This is a genomic window from Pseudomonas sp. FG29 (genome assembly GCF_057809355.1).
On sequence record NZ_JBMDJU010000031.1, the window covers coordinates 17705 to 33953 of the forward strand.

Annotated in this window: 14 protein-coding genes; 7 read left to right on the plus strand and 7 right to left on the minus strand. The window is 64.8% G+C overall.

Annotation, left to right across the window (positions count from 1 at the left end; translation table 11 throughout):
- Position 1 precedes the first annotated feature (1 nt).
- Positions 2-340, plus strand: coding sequence for an FKBP-type peptidyl-prolyl cis-trans isomerase (locus ACODS1_RS21730; protein WP_489087286.1), 339 nt, complete (start codon positions 2-4; stop codon positions 338-340).
- Positions 333-1259 carry a class I SAM-dependent methyltransferase gene (locus ACODS1_RS21735; protein ID WP_489087287.1) on the plus strand — a complete coding sequence of 309 codons (927 nt, stop codon included), beginning with the start codon at positions 333-335 and terminating at the stop codon, positions 1257-1259. The genes ACODS1_RS21730 and ACODS1_RS21735 overlap by 8 nt, the downstream gene beginning before the upstream one ends.
- A gap of 127 nt (positions 1260-1386) precedes the next feature.
- Here the strand turns inward: ACODS1_RS21735 and norR are convergent, their stop codons facing one another.
- Positions 1387-2937: a nitric oxide reductase transcriptional regulator NorR gene (norR, locus tag ACODS1_RS21740; protein WP_489087288.1), complete on the minus strand. Its 1551-nt coding sequence runs from the start codon at positions 2935-2937 to the stop codon at positions 1387-1389.
- Between the two features lie 192 nt (positions 2938-3129).
- Here norR and hmpA point away from each other — a divergent pair, with 192 nt between their 5' ends.
- Entirely contained in the window at positions 3130-4311 is a 1182-nt protein-coding gene (gene hmpA / locus ACODS1_RS21745; protein WP_489087289.1) for an NO-inducible flavohemoprotein, read from the plus strand.
- A gap of 18 nt (positions 4312-4329) precedes the next feature.
- Positions 4330-5505, plus strand: a complete 1176-nt coding sequence (locus tag ACODS1_RS21750) for an NnrS family protein (RefSeq protein ID WP_489087290.1) — start codon at positions 4330-4332, stop codon at positions 5503-5505.
- A 99-nt stretch (positions 5506-5604) separates the two neighbouring features.
- Here the strand turns inward: ACODS1_RS21750 and rimI are convergent, their stop codons facing one another.
- The 3 genes from rimI to ACODS1_RS21765 form a co-directional block, all read right to left on the minus strand.
- The gene (rimI, locus tag ACODS1_RS21755; protein ID WP_489087291.1) at positions 5605-6057 is read right to left on the minus strand and encodes a ribosomal protein S18-alanine N-acetyltransferase; all 453 of its coding nucleotides are present in this window, start codon (positions 6055-6057) and stop codon (positions 5605-5607) included.
- Between the two features lie 186 nt (positions 6058-6243).
- Complete coding sequence (locus tag ACODS1_RS21760) at positions 6244-7026, minus strand: energy transducer TonB (protein WP_489087292.1); 783 nt, start codon at positions 7024-7026, stop codon at positions 6244-6246.
- Positions 7027-7046: 20 nt separating this feature from the next.
- The gene (locus ACODS1_RS21765; RefSeq protein WP_322982019.1) at positions 7047-7985 is read right to left on the minus strand and encodes a LysR family transcriptional regulator; all 939 of its coding nucleotides are present in this window, start codon (positions 7983-7985) and stop codon (positions 7047-7049) included.
- Between the two features lie 110 nt (positions 7986-8095).
- Here ACODS1_RS21765 and ACODS1_RS21770 point away from each other — a divergent pair, with 110 nt between their 5' ends.
- The 3 genes from ACODS1_RS21770 to ACODS1_RS21780 are packed head-to-tail and all read left to right on the plus strand — an operon-like array spanning position 8096 to position 11125.
- On the plus strand, positions 8096-9445 hold the full coding sequence (locus tag ACODS1_RS21770; RefSeq protein ID WP_489087293.1) for an acyclic terpene utilization AtuA family protein: 1350 nt from the start codon (positions 8096-8098) through the stop codon (positions 9443-9445).
- Complete coding sequence (locus ACODS1_RS21775; protein ID WP_082768105.1) at positions 9445-9768, plus strand: AtuA-related protein; 324 nt, start codon at positions 9445-9447, stop codon at positions 9766-9768. Before ACODS1_RS21770 ends, ACODS1_RS21775 begins: the two co-directional genes overlap by 1 nt.
- A 55-nt stretch (positions 9769-9823) precedes the next feature.
- Positions 9824-11125 (plus strand): CitMHS family transporter, encoded by a 1302-nt coding sequence (locus ACODS1_RS21780; protein WP_489087294.1) that lies wholly within the window; start codon positions 9824-9826, stop codon positions 11123-11125.
- A 64-nt stretch (positions 11126-11189) separates the two neighbouring features.
- Here the strand turns inward: ACODS1_RS21780 and ACODS1_RS21785 are convergent, their stop codons facing one another.
- From ACODS1_RS21785 to ACODS1_RS21795, 3 genes are all read right to left on the minus strand, one after another.
- Positions 11190-12434 carry a saccharopine dehydrogenase family protein gene (locus ACODS1_RS21785; protein ID WP_489087295.1) on the minus strand — a complete coding sequence of 415 codons (1245 nt, stop codon included), beginning with the start codon at positions 12432-12434 and terminating at the stop codon, positions 11190-11192.
- 143 nt (positions 12435-12577) lie between these two features.
- Positions 12578-13675 carry a carboxynorspermidine decarboxylase gene (locus ACODS1_RS21790; protein ID WP_322982042.1) on the minus strand — a complete coding sequence of 366 codons (1098 nt, stop codon included), beginning with the start codon at positions 13673-13675 and terminating at the stop codon, positions 12578-12580.
- 249 nt (positions 13676-13924) lie between these two features.
- Complete coding sequence (locus ACODS1_RS21795) at positions 13925-16246, minus strand: DUF6160 family protein (RefSeq protein WP_489087296.1); 2322 nt, start codon at positions 16244-16246, stop codon at positions 13925-13927.
- Positions 16247-16249: the final 3 nt, after the last annotated feature.

Genomic DNA, 16249 nt, shown 5'->3' on the forward strand with positions numbered 1-16249 from the left:
CATGACTGACCAACTGATCATCGAAGACCTGCAACCAGGCGACGGCAAGGCCGTGGTCAAGGGTGCCCTGATCACCACCCAATATCGCGGCTGGCTGGCCGATGGCAGCGAGTTCGACTCATCCTACTCGCGCGGCAAACCGTTCCAGTGCGTGATCGGTACTGGTCGCGTGATCAAGGGCTGGGATCAGGGCCTGATGGGCATGCAGGTCGGCGGCAAGCGCAAGCTGCAAGTACCGGCGCACCTGGGGTATGGCGAGCGCAGCGTCGGCTCGATTCCGCCCAACTCCGACCTGACCTTCGAAATCGAGCTGCTGGAAGTGCTGACCCGCGATGACTGATACCGCCCTCGCCACCCTGCGCGAACACCTGCTACAGGCGCTGGACAACCACCCCGGCAATGAGACCCGCCGCCTGTTCCACGGCCGTGGTCGCTGGTGGCCGGGGCTGGAGCAGATCACCGTCGACTGGCTGTCCGGCATCGTCCTGGTGATGCTGTTCCGCGAGCCATCGCCGGCGCTAAGGCCGCTGCTTGTGGAACTGCTGGCAACGCCGCAATGGCAAGCCAGCGGTGCGCGCGGCCTGCTACTGCAGCACCGTTATGTACAGGGCAGCGAGAGCGAATGGCTGGCCGGCGAGCCGCAGGCGCAATGGCCGATCATCGAGGACGGCCTGCATTATCTGCTCGACCTGGGTAGCAAGCAGAACAGCGGCCTGTTCCTCGATATGCGCCTGGGGCGCCAGTGGGTGCGTGAGCAGGCCGGCGGCAAACGCGTGCTCAACCTGTTCGCCTACACCTGCGGCTTCTCCGTCGCGGCCATCGCTGGCGGTGCTGCGCACGTGGTCAACTTGGACATGGCACGCGCCGCACTGTCGCGCGGGCGTGACAACCATCGCCTGAACCAGCACGACCTCTCCCGAGTGGAGTTTCTCGGCCATGAGCTGTTCAAGTCCTGGGGCAAGGTGCGCAAAAGCGGCCCGTATGACCTGATCATCATCGACCCGCCAAGCTTCCAGAAAGGCAGCTTCGCCCTCACCCAGGACTACGCCAAGATTCTCCGGCGCTTGCCTGAGCTGCTGACCGAGCACGGCACCGTGCTGGCCTGCGTCAACGACCCGGATATCGGCCCGGACTTTCTCATCGACGGCATGGCCGCCGAAGCGCCGCAACTGCGCTTCGTCGAGCGTCTGGACAATCCGCCGGAGTTTCCCGATATCTCGCCCGAGAGCGGTTTGAAAGCGCTGGTGTTCCAACTGTAGCCCGGATGAAATCCGGGATTTGCTGGCCCCGGATTGCATCCGGGCTACGGGCAGATGCCGATCATGTGGGAGGGGCTTCAGCCGCGACGATCAACAGATCGCGGCTAAAGCCCCTCCTACAATCCGGCTAGCGAATGCCCAGCCGCCTGGCCAAACGGCTGAGGTTGGCCCGATCCACACCCAGCTCACGCGCGGCATCGGCCCATTTGCCGTGATGCCGCGCCAGGCACTGTTCGATCAACTGACGCTGAAAGGCATCCACCGCCGTGCGCAGTTCCACACCCGCCGGCACAGGCTCGCCGGTCGCCAACACGGCCTCGACAACAGCCACCGTCTCACTACTCGGCAAGTCCATATCCTGCACATCCAGGCTGAGAATGCGCGGTCGCTCGCCATGGCGCGCCAGCGCTTTGATCGCCGCGCGACCGATCAGGTGCTCCAGCTCGCGCACGTTGCCCGGCCAGTCGTGGCCCAGCAGCGCCTTCTGCGCCTCGGCACTCAGGCGCAGGCTGCGCAGCCCGAGCCGGGCGCGGTTTTCTTCGAGAAAGTAGCCGGCCAGCAACAGCACATCGCGGCCGCGTTCACGCAACGGCGGCACTGGTAGCGGGTAGACGCTCAAGCGGTGATAGAGGTCGGCACGAAAGCGTCCGGCACGCACCTCCGCCGCCAGGTCGCGGTTGGTGGCGGCGATCACCCGCACGTCGACGCGATGCTCGCGATCCGATCCGACCCGCTGCAACTGGCCGCTCTGCAACACGCGCAACAGCTTGGCCTGGATCGCCAACGGCAGCTCGCCCACTTCATCGAGGAACAGGCTGCCGCCATCGGCCAGCTCGAACTTGCCGCTACGCTCGCTCATCGCCCCGGAAAAGGCACCGCGCACATGGCCGAACAGTTCGCTTTCCACCAGCGCATCGGGCAGTGCCGCGCAGTTGATGCTGACCAGCGGCCGCTGCGCGCGCGGCGAAGCGGCATGGATTGCCTCGGCCACCAGTTCCTTGCCGACGCCGGTTTCGCCGGTAATCAGCACGGTCAGCGGGCTGTCGCCGACCAGACGAATCTCGTCCTGCAGCTTGCGTAGCGCCGCGCTCTGCCCCACCAGCTCGCGCGGTCGCTGGCGCGCCTGTTTGTACAGCTCGGTGAGCTGGCGCTCGGCCTCCACCCGCTGCGCCAGGCCGCTGATGCGCTGGCTGACCTTGACCGTGGCCGTAGCGAGGCTGGCGAAGGCTGCCAGGCCGTCCAGGTCGACCTGACCAAAGCGGGCCGGGTCGAGCGAATCCAGGGTCAGCAGGCCCCAGAGCTGCTCGTCCAGGTACAGCGGACAACCGAGGCAATCATGCACCTCCAGATGGCCCGGCAGCCCCTCGACCAGGCCGTCGTATGGGTCGGGCAAACCGCAGTCGGCGGCGAAACGTATCGGCCCGGCATGCTCCAACAGCGCGGCCAAGCGCGGCTGCTCACTGACCCGGAAACGCCGCCCCAGTGTGTCCGGGCTCAAACCCTCGACCGCCAGCGGCACCAGCACCTCACCATCGAGCCGTAGCAGCGCCACGGCATCGCAGGGAAAGAGCTGGCGTAGTGCAGCGAGCAGGCGACGATAACGCTCGCCATCGCTCAGCTCGCGAGACAGATCGGCGACCAGAGGTATCAGGGTTTCCAGCAGCGGATTAGCGGTCATTTCGACTACTCAAAGTCTTTATGACTCAAGCGCAAGGCGAGTCATTAACACAACAAAATAAGCAAGCCATTGATATTTAAGGATTATTTATCTGGCACGCTTACTGATAGGTATCTCGCGCTAACGCTAGCACGCCCCACCTGGCCAGACGAGCCACACCGGCGTCTTTATTTGCCTTGCGGAGATACCTTCATGCTCACCCCAGCTCAACGTGACCTGATCAAAGCCACCGTACCCCTGCTGGAAAGCGGCGGCGAAGCGCTGACCACACACTTCTATCGGATGATGCTCAGCGAATACCCCGAGGTACGCCCGCTGTTCAACCAGGCGCACCAAGCCAGCGGTGACCAGCCGCGCGCACTGGCTAACGGCGTGCTGATGTACGCCCGACATATCGACCGCCTCGAAACCCTCGGGCCGCTGGTGGCGCAGATCGTCAACAAGCACGTGTCGCTGCAGATTCTCCCCGAGCACTACCCCATCGTTGGCGGCTGCCTGCTGCGCGCGATCCGCGAGGTACTGGGTGCTGAAATCGCCACCGATGCGGTGATCGATGCCTGGGCCGCGGCCTATCAGCAACTGGCCGACATTCTGATCGGCGCAGAAGAGAGCCAGTACGCGCAAAATGCCGCAGCCCCCGGCGGCTGGCGTGGCGCACGGGCCTTCCGCGTGGCGCGCAAGGTGGCCGAGAGCGCCGAGATCGTTTCCTTCTACCTGCAGCCTGTCGATGGCGGCCCGCTGCTCGACCATCAGCCCGGTCAGTACATCGGCCTGCGTTTGCTGCTGGACGGCGAGGAGGTGCGCCGCAACTACTCGCTGTCGGCCCTGGCCAATGGCCGCGAGTACCGCATCAGCGTCAAGCGCGAGCCTGGTGGCCGCGTGTCCAACCATCTGCACGACGTGGTGCAGGTTGGCGATGTGCTGGAGCTGTTCCCACCGACAGGCGAGTTCACCCTGAGTGAGTCGGACAAACCGCTGGCCCTGATCAGCGCCGGCGTCGGCATCACCCCGGCACTGGCCATGCTCGATGCCGCGCGACACGGCGGCCGGCCAATCCACTTCATCCATTGCGCGCGCAATGCCGAGGTGCATGCCTTCCGCGACTGGGTCGACGCCCATGCTGCCGAGCATCCGCAGATTCGCCATTACGTGTGCTACAGCGAGCCGCGCGCGGGCGATGCAGCAGACGCCGAGGGTTTGCTCAGCCGCGAACTGCTGGAGCAATGGCTGCCGACCGAACGCGACCTGGACGCCTACTTCCTCGGCCCGAAACCCTTCATGGCGCAGGTCAGGCGCCACCTGCAGGCGCTCGGCGTACCGGCCGAGCAGAGCCACTACGAGTTCTTCGGCCCGGCCTCGGCGCTGGATAACTGAACGAGAGGACATGCCCTTATGCAATTGCTCGATCGCCAGCAGGCACTGAGCACCCCACCGCTCTGGCGCCTGGGCTTTCGTCCGTTCTTTCTCGCGGGCGCGTTGTTCGCCCTGCTCGCCGTCGCCCTGTGGGCGGCGGTACTGCATGGCTTGACGTACCCGACGATGCCCGGCGGCGCTCTCGCCTGGCATCGCCACGAGATGCCGTTCGGCTTCGGCCTGGCGATTATCAGCGGTTTTCTGCTGACTGCCGTGCAGAACTGGACGGGGCGCCCCGGCCTCAGCGGATGGCCTTTGCTCACGCTGTTCGGGCTGTGGCTGGCGGCACGCCTGGCCTGGTTCGCCCCCGTACCGCTGGCGGTGCTGATCGTGCTGCAACTGGCCTTCATCGGCCTGTTCATCACACAGATGGCGCGCCAGCTGATCGCTGCCCGGCAACGCAACAACTACCCGATCCTGCTGGTACTGAGCCTGCTCGCGCTGTGCCAGGCACTCACGCTCGCCGGTCTGGCAATGGGCGACGACAGCTTGCAACGCCAAGGAGCGCTGGCCGCACTGTGGCTGATTGCGGTCATGCTGAGCCTGATCAGTGGCCGGGTGATCCCCTTCTTCACCCAGCGCGGCCTGGGCCGGGTCGAGGCCTTCGCCGCTCATCCCTGGCTGGATCGCCTGCTGCTGGTCTGCGGCGTGCTGGTCGCCGCACTGTTCGCCAGCGGGCATAACCTGCAGGCAACGCCCTGGCTGGCTGCGCCCTTTATCCTGTTGAGCGTGCTGCATGGACTGCGCCTGTGGCGCTGGCACCTGAGCGGCATCTGGCGGGTGCCGCTGCTGTGGTCGCTGCACCTGGGCTACGCCTGGCTACTGGTCGCCAGCCTCGGCATGGCCACCTGGCACCTGGGCTGGCTGGCACACCCCAGCCTGGCCAGCCATGCGCTGGCGGTGGGGGCGATGGGCGGGCTGATCCTGGCGATGATGGCGCGGGTCAGCCTCGGTCACACCGGCCGCGCGCTGCAGCCACCGCACAGCATGGCCTGGGCCTTCGGCCTGCTCAATCTGGGCGCGCTGATTCGGGTCTCGGCAGGTAGCGGCTGGCTATGGCTGGCGGCGCTCTGCTGGGGCGCCGCCTTCGCCCTGTTCGCCTGGCATTACGCACCGATACTGTGCCGGGCGCGGGTGGATGGGCATCCGGGGTGAAACGCCTGGTGTGAGCAAACAGCCAGACCGTAGCCGGATGCAATCCGGGGCAACGATTTCCCGGATTGCATCCGGGCTACGTTTTTAAACGCAATGACATCAATCGACCAGCGTGCAGGCCATCACCAGCGCGTCTTCGCGGCCGCCAACAGCCGGGTAGTAATCGCGACGCCGACCGACTTCATTGAAGCCAAAGCGCTCGTACAGGCGGTAGGCGCTCTGGTTGCTGGCACGCACTTCGAGGAAGCACTCGCGCCCGCCCAACGCGTGCGCCTCCTGCATCAGGTGTTCGAGCAGGCGCAGGCCGAGGCCACGCCCCTGGCTTTCCGGCTTGACGGTGATATTGAGCAGGTGCGCTTCGTCGAGGATCAGGTTGATCACGCCATGGCCGACCTGCTGATTGCCTTCGAACATCAGCCAGCAGTTATAGGACTTGAGGCTGTCCATGAAGATGCCGCGCGTCCAGGGGTGGCTGAAGGCGGCATATTCGATCTTCAGCACGGCATCAAGATCCGCCTCAGTCATCGGGCGGAAGGAAATCGCATCGCTCATTGGAACACTCAAAAAATATCTACGATCTTGCGAGCTAGAGCCATGCAATACCGATGGCGGCCCCGCAAAAACAAGTGAGAAACGGTCGGAGTCGCGGGCGACTGTACTTTTGTACATGAGCATTTCGACCGGGCTGGCGCTCCAGATTGTTTTCAACGCAGCAGGTCCGACGCGCAGCTGATCGTTTCACGGAGCCAGCCAGCGCTGGCGCGTGCGCCGCATGGCCTGCCACAGTTCACGCTTGCGCGTCGGCTCTTCCATCAGCAGCTCCAGGCCCGGCACGGCCCAGCAGGCGCCAAGGCCTTCGACCTGCAGTTCGCGGTTGTAACTGTGCTCATCGCCTTCGCCGGCAAAACGAATGGCCGGCAAGCCGACCAGCCACAGGCAGGCGCTGGGCTGCTCTTCAAGGCGGGCGGCAACGAAGCTTTGCACGAATTCCAGCGCTGCCTCCGGGCCCTGATCCATCTGGCCTCGCACCAGCAACGGCCAGCGCACTGGCTCGCCGAGCAGTTGCGGGCTGTCCGGCAGGCCGGCGGCGCGCAGTAGATCCTTGAGCAGGATGTAGGCCGGATCGCGACTCTGGAACGGCTCGCCGGTTGGCAGCTCGACCAACAGAGCACAATCGCCGGCACGCAGCAATTGCAGGGAGAAACGTGGCGGGGGCGCACTGATGCGGGCCGGTTTTTCCTCGACCGCTTCAGGCTCTGGCGCTGGCGTTTCGGCAGCCGGCTGGCGCGCCTGGACGCCCGGGCGCGGGATCTCGATCCTCGGCCGCTCGACCGGCGCCTCGCGTACCACCTCGGCAACGACGGCCAGCGGCTCGCTGATGACTTCCTGCGGCACGTCGACAGGCGGCGGCGCCAGCAACTCGGCACGCGACGCTGCCGCGAAGGGCAGTTCGGTGCGCGGCAACCAGGTGGCTACCTGCATGGCATCGAGGTAGGCGCGGCGGCGCAGCTCGGCGTTCAAAGCAGCAGTATCCCGTGGGGTCATTCGAGTGGGGGGCGATTGTCGCGTGAATCGACGGTCGCGGATAGCCCCTGAGCGCCGCCCATCTGCTGTCGCAGCAGGCCGACGAAGGCTTGTGCCGGTGGGCTCAGATAGCACGGCTTGCGTTGCAGCAGGCCGATGCTGCGCGCTGGCGCTTCGCTCAATACATGCACCGCGAGGCTGCCATCGCTGTTGAAGGTGTCGGCAACGCTGGCCGGCAACAGCGCGAAGCCCAACCCCGCGCGGGCCAATGCGGCGGCGCTGCTCATGTACGCCACCTCCCACGCCGGTTCACGCAGCAACCCCATGCGCTGCAGCGTTTCATCAGCCATGCCGCGCAGGCTGGTGTCGCGCGTCGTGGCGATGTAGTCCTGCTCGCGCAGCGCAGCGAGCAACGCCTTGCCGCGCAGACGCTCATGGCCGCGCACCAGCAACACCAGGCTGTCGTCGTACAGCGGCTGGAAATCCAGTGCGCCGAGATCGTCCACCGCCGAGGTGATGGCGAAATCCACCTCGGCGGCGCTGACCCACTGGCGAATCTCCCCGGCGCGGCCATCGCTGAGGCTAATGTCGATACCGGGATAACGCCGCCGGTACTCCTGCAGCACCCGAGGCAGCGGCTCGATGGCCACCGAGGGCAGCACGGCGATGCGCAGCGAGCCGCTCTCCAGGTGCAATTGTTCGCGTGCATCGTGCACGGCGTTGTCCATGTCGCGCAGCAGCCGCCTTGCCTGTTCGAGAAAGCGCAGCCCGGCCTCGGTCAACTCCACGCTACGCGTATTGCGCGCCAGCAAGGCGAGCCCGAGGGCGTCCTCCAGCTTGCGCAGGCTGTAGCTGAGCGCCGGCTGCGACAGGTGAATACGCTCGGCGGCACGACTGAAACTCCGATGCTCAGCGATCAGCACGAAGGCCTGCAACTGGCGAAAGCTGACGTCCACGGCGCCACCCCTTATAAAAATGTCTTATCAATTGATACCACATTTCGAATTCACAACTTAATACAGCCCGCTCAGGATGGTGCCCTACCGAATTGCCAACGGGCTCGACAATGACAACAACCGTGCATATCGGCTGTGGCGCTGGCTTTGCCAACGACCGCCCCGATGCCGCTCTGGCGCTCGCCAACGACCTGGCAGGTCGCGACGGACGGCGCTTCCTGTTCTTCGAACTGCTCGCCGAGCGCACCCTGGCCGAGGCGCAACTGCGCCGCCTGAACGATGCCGACAGCGGCTACGCCGCACGTCTGTTCGAGTTTCTCGAACCGGTGCTGGAAACCTGCCTGAACGCCGGCATTCCGATCATCAGCAACGGCGGTGCGGCCAACCCGGCAGCGGCCGCCCGACGCCTGCGCCAGCATCTGCTGGGCACATGCCACACGACGGCGCGCATCGCCTGCGTATTGGGTGACGACCTGCTGGCCAGCGACATCGACCTGCAACAGTGGCTACCCGAATCCCTGGATGGCGAGGTGGTGTCGGTCAACGTCTACAGCGGCGCCGAAGGCATCACCCAGGCGCTGAACGAAGGCGCCGATATCGTACTCTGTGGCCGCGTCGCCGACCCCAGCCTGGCCGTCGGCCCGCTGTGCCACGCCTTCGGCTGGCAGGCCGATGACTGGGATCGCCTGGCGCTGGCCACCACCGTTGGTCATCTGCTCGAATGCTGCACCCAGGTCACGGGCGGCTACTTCGCCCATCCGGGCCTCAAGGACGTACCGGATCCGGCCAACCCTGGCTGCCCCATCGCCACGGTGACCGCCGATGGGCAAATCATCATCGGCAAGGCCACCGGCACCGGCGGCTGCGTCACCGAGCAGACGGTCAAGGAGCAACTGCTCTATGAAGTCCACGACCCGGCGGCCTACCTGACCCCGGATGTGACCCTCGACCTGAGCCAGGTGCGCGTGCGCCAGGTGGCCGCCGACCAGGTCGCGGTCGAGGGGGTACGCGGTCATCCCCGCCCGGCGCGCCTCAAGGGCCTGGTCGGCCTGCGCGGCAAATGGTTCGCCGAGGCGGAAATCTCCTACGCCGGCCCCGGCGCCCTGGCCCGCGCCGCCCTGGCCCGCGACATCCTGCTGCAACGCAGCGCGCGCCTGGCGCCACAACTGACGCCCTGGATCGACCTGATCGGCGTCGCCAGCCTGTTCAATGACCGCGCCGGCCAGTGGCTGGACGCACGCCTGGCGGATACGCGGGAGGCGCAGGACGTGCGCCTGCGCATCAGCTTCATCGACCGCGACAAGGCACAGCTCGAACGCCTGCTGCTCGACGCCGAGTCGCTCTACACCAACGGCCCGGCCGGCGGTGGCGGCGTGCGCCGTTACTTGAGCGAGTCGCTGTCCACCGCGAGCTTTCTCATCGAGCGCGACCAGGTTCAACAATACGTGGAGTGGTTCTGATGAGCGCCGAAGTGCTGCTGTGCGATTACGCCCACGCCCGCGCGGGCGACAAGGGCAACACCCTGAGCGTCGCGGTATTCGCCTATGACGCCGCGCATTACCCCTGGCTGGCAGCCGAGCTGACCGCCGAGCGCGTCGCCGCTTGCCTGGCGCATCGGCGCATCGGCCAGGTGCGGCGTTACGAGCTGCCCAACCTGGGCGGCCTCAACTTTGTCGTCGAGGACGCCCTGGAAGGCGGCGTCAACGCCAGCCCCGGCATCGACCGACACGGCAAGAGCCTGAGCTATCTGCTGCTCGACCTGAGGCTGCCGCCGCCAGGCTGATTCGCCCTTCCCCGCTCACCTCGACTCCAACAACAATAAAACCGGAGACACCGGCATGATCACTGCCCTCGGCTTTACCCTGATGTTCGTCATCGTCGCCCTGATCCTGATGCGACGTATCACCCCGCTGGTCGCCTTCACCCTGCTGCCGGTCATTGCTTGTGCGCTGGCCGGGTTCACCCCGGCCGAAATCGGCAAGTTCATCACCGAGGGGCTGAAGTCCGTGGCCCCGACGGCAACGCTGTTCATTTTCGCCATCCTCTACTTCGGCATCATGCGCGAGCGCGGCCTGTTCGCCCCGCTGGTCAACTTCCTGTTGCGCAGCACCGGCGGCAAGCCGCTGGCTGTAGCGGTGGTCACGGTTGCGGTAACGGCGGTCACCCACCTGGACGGCATCGGCGCCGCCACCTTCCTGCTGGTGATTCCTGCCCTGCTGCCGCTGTACCTGCGCCTGGGCATGAAACGGGAAATGCTGCTGTGCCTGGTGGTACTCAGTGCCGGGGTAATGAACATGGTGCCCTGGGGCGGAACCACCGCCCGCGCCTCGGCGGTGACCAGCATCGACGCCTCGCACCTGTGGATATCGCTGATCCCGATTCAACTGATCGGCCTGGCATTGGTGATGAGTCTGGCGATATTCCTCGGCCGCCGCGCACAGCGCAGCCTGGTCGGCATTGGCGACATCAACGAACACGCGGCCACGCCCTCGGCCAGCGACGATGCGGCGCTGCTCAGCCCACGCACCTGGCGTTACTGGGGCAACCTGGCCCTCACCCTGGCCATTCTCGCCTGCCTGTTCACCGGCGCCTTCCCGCTGTTCGCCTGTTTCATGGTTGGCCTGGGCCTGGCCCTGGTGCTCAACTATCCCAGCCTGAACGAACAGAATGCAGCGGTGATGCGCCACGCCAGCGACGCCCTGCAGATGGCCCTGGTGATGCTCGCTGCCGGCATCCTCCTCGGCGTGCTGTCCGGTACGGGGATGTCCGAGGGCATGGCGCACTGGATGATCAACGTACTGCCGGAAGGCTCGGCAACTTGGCTGCACGTGATCATCGGCGCCTTCGGCGTGCCGCTGGGCATGCTGTTCTCGCCGGATGCCTACTACTTCGCCCTGCTGCCGGTGATCCGCGATGTCGCGGTGGCGGCAGGTGTCGACCCGGCCGCAGTAGCCAAGGCCATGCTGATCGGCGAGAACACCGGTTTCGGCGTCAGCCCGGTGGTGCCCAGCGTGTACCTGGCCATCGGTCTGGCGGGTGTCGAGCTGTACAAGCACATCCGCTATACCGCGCTGTGGGCTTGGGGCATCAGCCTGGTGATGCTGGCAGCCGCCGTGCTCTTCGGCGTGGTCACGGTCTGAAACCAGGCCACTGAAAAGAAAAAAGGATCGCCGAGGCGATCCTTTTTTCATGCTGCGCAGCGAATCAGGCAGGCTGATTCCACGGACGGTCGCCGTGCTCATCCTTGATGCGCGTGGGCAGGCCCATCACATCCAGCAGGCCCAGGAACGGCTCGGCCGGCAACTCTTCGACATTGACCATGCGCTTGGCATCCCACTCGCCACGCGCCACCAGCAGCGCGGCGGCAACCGGAGGGACGCCAGCGGTGTAGGAAATGCCCTGGCTGTCGGTCTCGGCGAAGGCGTCTTCGTGGTCGGCCACGTTGTAGATGAACAGCTCGCGCGGCTGGCCATCCTTGGTGCCCTTGACCAGGTCGCCGATGCAGGTCTTGCCGCTGTAGCCCGGCGCCAGCGAGGCGGGATCGGGCAGCACGGCCTTGACCACCTTGAGCGGCACCACTTCGAGGCCTTCGGCGGTCTTGACCGGTTGCTCGGAGAGCAGGCCGAGGTTCTTCAGCACGGTGAAGACGTTGATGTAGTGATCACCGAAGCTCATCCAGAAACGGACATTCGGTACGTCGAGGTGCTTGGACAGCGAGTGCACCTCGTCATGGCCGGTCAGGTACAGGTTCTGTTCACCCACCACCGGCAGATCGTCGGTGCGTTTGACTTCGAACATGCGGTTGCTTACCCACTGGCTGTTCTGCCAGCTGTAGACCGTGCCGGTGAATTCGCGGAAATTGATTTCCGGGTCGAAATTGGTGGCGAAGTACTTACCGTGCGAACCGGCGTTGACGTCGAGGATGTCGATCGACTCGATCTTGTCGAAGTACTGTTGTTGCGCCAAAGCGGCGTAGGAGTTGACCACGCCCGGGTCGAAGCCGACACCGAGGATGGCGGTCACGCCTTTTTCCTGGCATTCGGCCAGGTGCTTCCATTCGTAGTTGCCGTACCACGGCGGGGTTTCACAGATCTTGCTCGGGTCTTCGTGGATCGCGGTGTCCAGATACGCCACGCCGGTATCGATGCAGGCGCGCAGCACGGACATGTTGAGGAAGGCAGAGCCCACGTTGATGACGATCTGCGACTCGGTTTCACGAATCAGCGCCTTGGTCGCTTCCACGTCCAGGGCGTTCAGTGCATAGGCCTTGATCTCGCCGGGCTGCTTGAGTCCGCCTTTGGCCTCTACGCTGTCGATGATGGCCTGGCATTTGGAGATGTTGCGCGACGCAATCGCAATACGACCGAGTTCGTCGTTGTGTTGCGCGCACTTATGGGCCACCACCTTGGCAACACCTCCTGCACCAATGATCAGGACATTCTTCTTCAATTGTTTCACCTCCAGGGAACTGCGTTGTTGAAAGCGTTTGATGTGTGTCACGAAGGTGGGCTGAAGCCCACCCTACCAGCCATGCAAGGCATAAGCCGTAGGATGGGCCGGGCGGCGTTCCGCTTCAGCCCACCGCAGCGATGTCAGGACAGGCTGGACAGGTAGTCGTCGAACTCGAACTGGCGCACCACCTCGACGCTACCGTCGAGTTGTTTCACCACGATGGACGGCATCTTCAGGCCGTTGAACCAGTTTTTCTTGACCATGGTGTAACCGGCCGCGTCGATGAACGACAGGCGATCACCGATCTGCAGCGGCTTGTCGAACTGGTATTCGCCGAATATATCGCCGGCCAGACAGCTTTTGCCGCAGACCATGTAGGTGTGTTCGCCATCGTTCGGCGCCATCTTGGCGTTGAGGCGATAAATCAGCAGGTCGAGCATGTGCGCTTCGATGGAGCTGTCGACCACGGCCAGGTGTTTGCCGTTGTACAGGGTGTCGAGCACGGTCACTTCCAGCGAGGCGCTGAGGGTGATCGCCGCTTCGCCCGGCTCCAGATAGACCTGCACGCCGTACTTTTCCGAGAAGGCTTTCAGCCGTGCGCAGAAGGCATCGATCGGGTAGCCCTCGCCTGTGAAGTGAATGCCGCCACCGAGGCTGACCCACTCGACCTGAGCGATCAGGTGGCCGAAACGCTCCTCGATGGTGGTCAGCATCTTGTCGAACAGCTCGAAGCTGCCGTTCTCGCAGTTGTTGTGGAACATGAAGCCGGAAATCTGCCCCATGACCTTTTCGATCTTCGCCGGATCCCACTCGCCCAGGCGGCTGAACGGGCGCGCCGGGTCGGCCAGCAGGTAATCCGAGCTGCTCACTTGCGGGTTGACGCGCAGGCCACGGATGGTGCCTTCCGTCCGCTCGGCGAAGCGTTCGAGCTGGCCGATGGAGTTGAAGATGATCTTGTCGCAGTTGGCGACCATCTCTTCGATCTCGTCGTCGGCCCAGGCCACGCTGTAGGCGTGGGTTTCGCCGGCGAACTTCTGCCGGCCCAGCTTCAGCTCATACAGCGACGACGACGTGGTGCCATCCATATACTGCTGCATCAGGTCGAACACCGACCAGGTGGCGAAGCATTTCAGCGCCAGCAGCGCCTTGGCACCGGAGTTCTCGCGCACGTAGGCGATCTTCTCCAGGTTGACCAGAAGCTTCTGTTTGTCGATGAGGTAGTACGGCGTCTGGATCATCTCGTCGCCCCAGCAAGGTCGGCCAAAGGAGGACATTCAGCCCCCCGGAAAAAAGTGGACGCGAATTGTGCCGATAACCGGCGCATATCGAAAGGGCATTGGAGATTTTTTGTACAACCGGTAATGACCGGAGCCTGGCCCGCCAGGACGAAGACCTTAAGACAGAGCGGTTACAGCGGTATGACGGCTGGATGCGGAAGCACCTGTGGGAGGGAGCTTTAGCCGCGACAGCCGCAACCCACAGACCCGTCAGTTGATCGGCGTGGCGGTCAGGTTGGCGCGGATATCGGCGTTCTGCAGCTTGAGACCGTACATGGAGGTAACCGCCCCGCCCGTGGGATGCACGTTCTGAATGCGGTCGACGTTGATTTCCTTGAACTGCACCTGACCGTTGACGGCAAAGCCCAGCGGGTCGGGCGACACCTGCGGGCAGCCGCTGGCGCTCTTGTCGCAGACCTTGGTCGGCGCCACATCGAGGTTGAGGCCGACGCGTACGCCGTAAGTGTTGGCATTGGCATCGCTCGGGTTGGCGTCGGAGGTGTAGAAGTTGTCCACCACCAGTTGCGCGCCAGTGCCGTTGACGCCGCCCACCCGATCCGTCTCGACGATCAGCTGGTTACGCTTCTCACTGGTCGATACGCTGTTTGCCGGGTTGCCCGAGGTATCACGGACGAAGACGTTCTTCAGCCCCGCCGTCAGCCCTTCGTTGCCGCGATCCTCCCAGCGCCCGCCGCTGGCCGTGCAGGCCGTGGCGTTGCTACCGCTGCCGCCGACGCACAGCGCTCCGGCACCTCCAGAGCTGAGGCTGAGCGTCGAGCCCTGCTCGTAGCGGCGCAGCACGATGCGTCCCAGGCTGTCGCCGCTGCTGCGGTCGCCCCAACGGACATCGTGCACATCGAGGGTCGACCAGTAGGTGCCACGGTTGAGCTGGATGCCGTTCTGCGTCACGTCCAGCGAGCCCTCGCGAAAGTGCATGTCGTAGCGCGTACCAGCCAGCCACAACCCCTTGCCCGTCTGGTCAACGGTGATGGCGGCATTGCCGTTGGTGACGACGAAATCGGCGTTGTAGCGCAGGCCATCGCCACTGGCGCCACCGGGGCGCAGGGTGAGCTGGCCGTTGAGGTTGAAGTCGTAGGCGGGGAACACTTCCAGCAGCACCAGCAGTTCGGTGCCACCTTGCAGCGGTGCATCGGCACGCCCGACACGCAGCCCGTCGAAGCTGTAGCTGCCGCTGACGTTCTGCAGGCTCAGGCGCAGCCCGTCGAAGTGGCCGTCATAGCCGCCACTGTCGACCTGGGTATTGAGGCTACCGGCGTAGCAGCCGGACGCAGCGCCGGCGAGGCAACTGCGCGTCAGGTCGATGCCGAACTGGCCACTGCCATGGGTGCGCAGGCCGCTGAACCACATGCTATTGCCGTTATCGGTGAGCGACACCGAGCTGCTGACCATGTTCCACGACACATCCCCGCCAATCCCCTGCTGGCCGGCATTGGCTGCCGCGCCTGGGCGCAGCTTGAGCTGGTTGCGCCAGGCGCCCTCGTCACGGAAGTTGAGTTCCATGGCCAGGCTGCCGATCTTCTGGTTGCTCGGGTTGCCGATGATCAGGCCGCCCAGGCTGGCGCTGAACTTGAGATCCTGAAACGCCACCTGCACGTAACGGCCGCTGCCGTCCTCGCCAAGGTCGAGGGTGATGCCATTCTGGCTGCTGAGCACCCCGCTGAAGTTCTCCGCACGCAGCACGCCGTCGTCCTTGTACTGGAACAGGCTGTTGGCGATGGTGATATTGGGCGTCAGGCGCAAGCCTTCGCCGCTGGCGCCACCGGCGGCGATGCGGATGCTGCCGCCCAGGCGCAAGTCCATGTCCAGTTGGCCGAAGCTACGGGCCTGGTCGGCGTAGCGGGTATCCGCCACGCCAGGGGTGATGCTCACGCCAGCAGGGTCGCCCTGCGCCAGATCCAGACCGATGCCGCCGATATGGGCGAGGAAGCGGCTGTCGCCCAGGTCGAGACGCACGGCCGAGCCATCACCGCCACTGACGATGTCCAGATAGGCGTTGTGCAGGTAGGCATCGAACGAGGCGTCGCGCACGATCAGGTCGAAACCGTTATCGCGGTAATAGAAGGTCACCGCATCCAGGGACAGACGGCTTTCATCGAGGCGAAAGCCACTCACCCCGCTGGCCCCGCCACCGCTGAGGCGCAGACTGGCACCAAGGGTGTAGAAGGCGCGGAAGGCGCCGAAGCTGCGCTCACTGCCAACGAAGCCGACACGCTCGACGCTCAGTTGCTCGGCACGCCCCTGATGTTCGACACGCAACTGATCGTCGACCACGTCGATCTGCGTGCTGGAGCTGCTACCAGCCTGCTGCGGGCGGTTGCTGACACCTTCTAGGCGCAGGGTCTGGCCATCCTGGGTGTAATCCAGGCTGCCGGCCGACCAGCCGCCGCCGGAGGTTTCCAAGCTGATGCCGCCGCGCCCGCTGACATCCGCCAGCCCCTCGTCATCCAGCGCCTGCATGGCCTGCAGCAGCGGGCTGAAGAGTACGGCGCACAGCAACCAGTGACGTGTCATGGA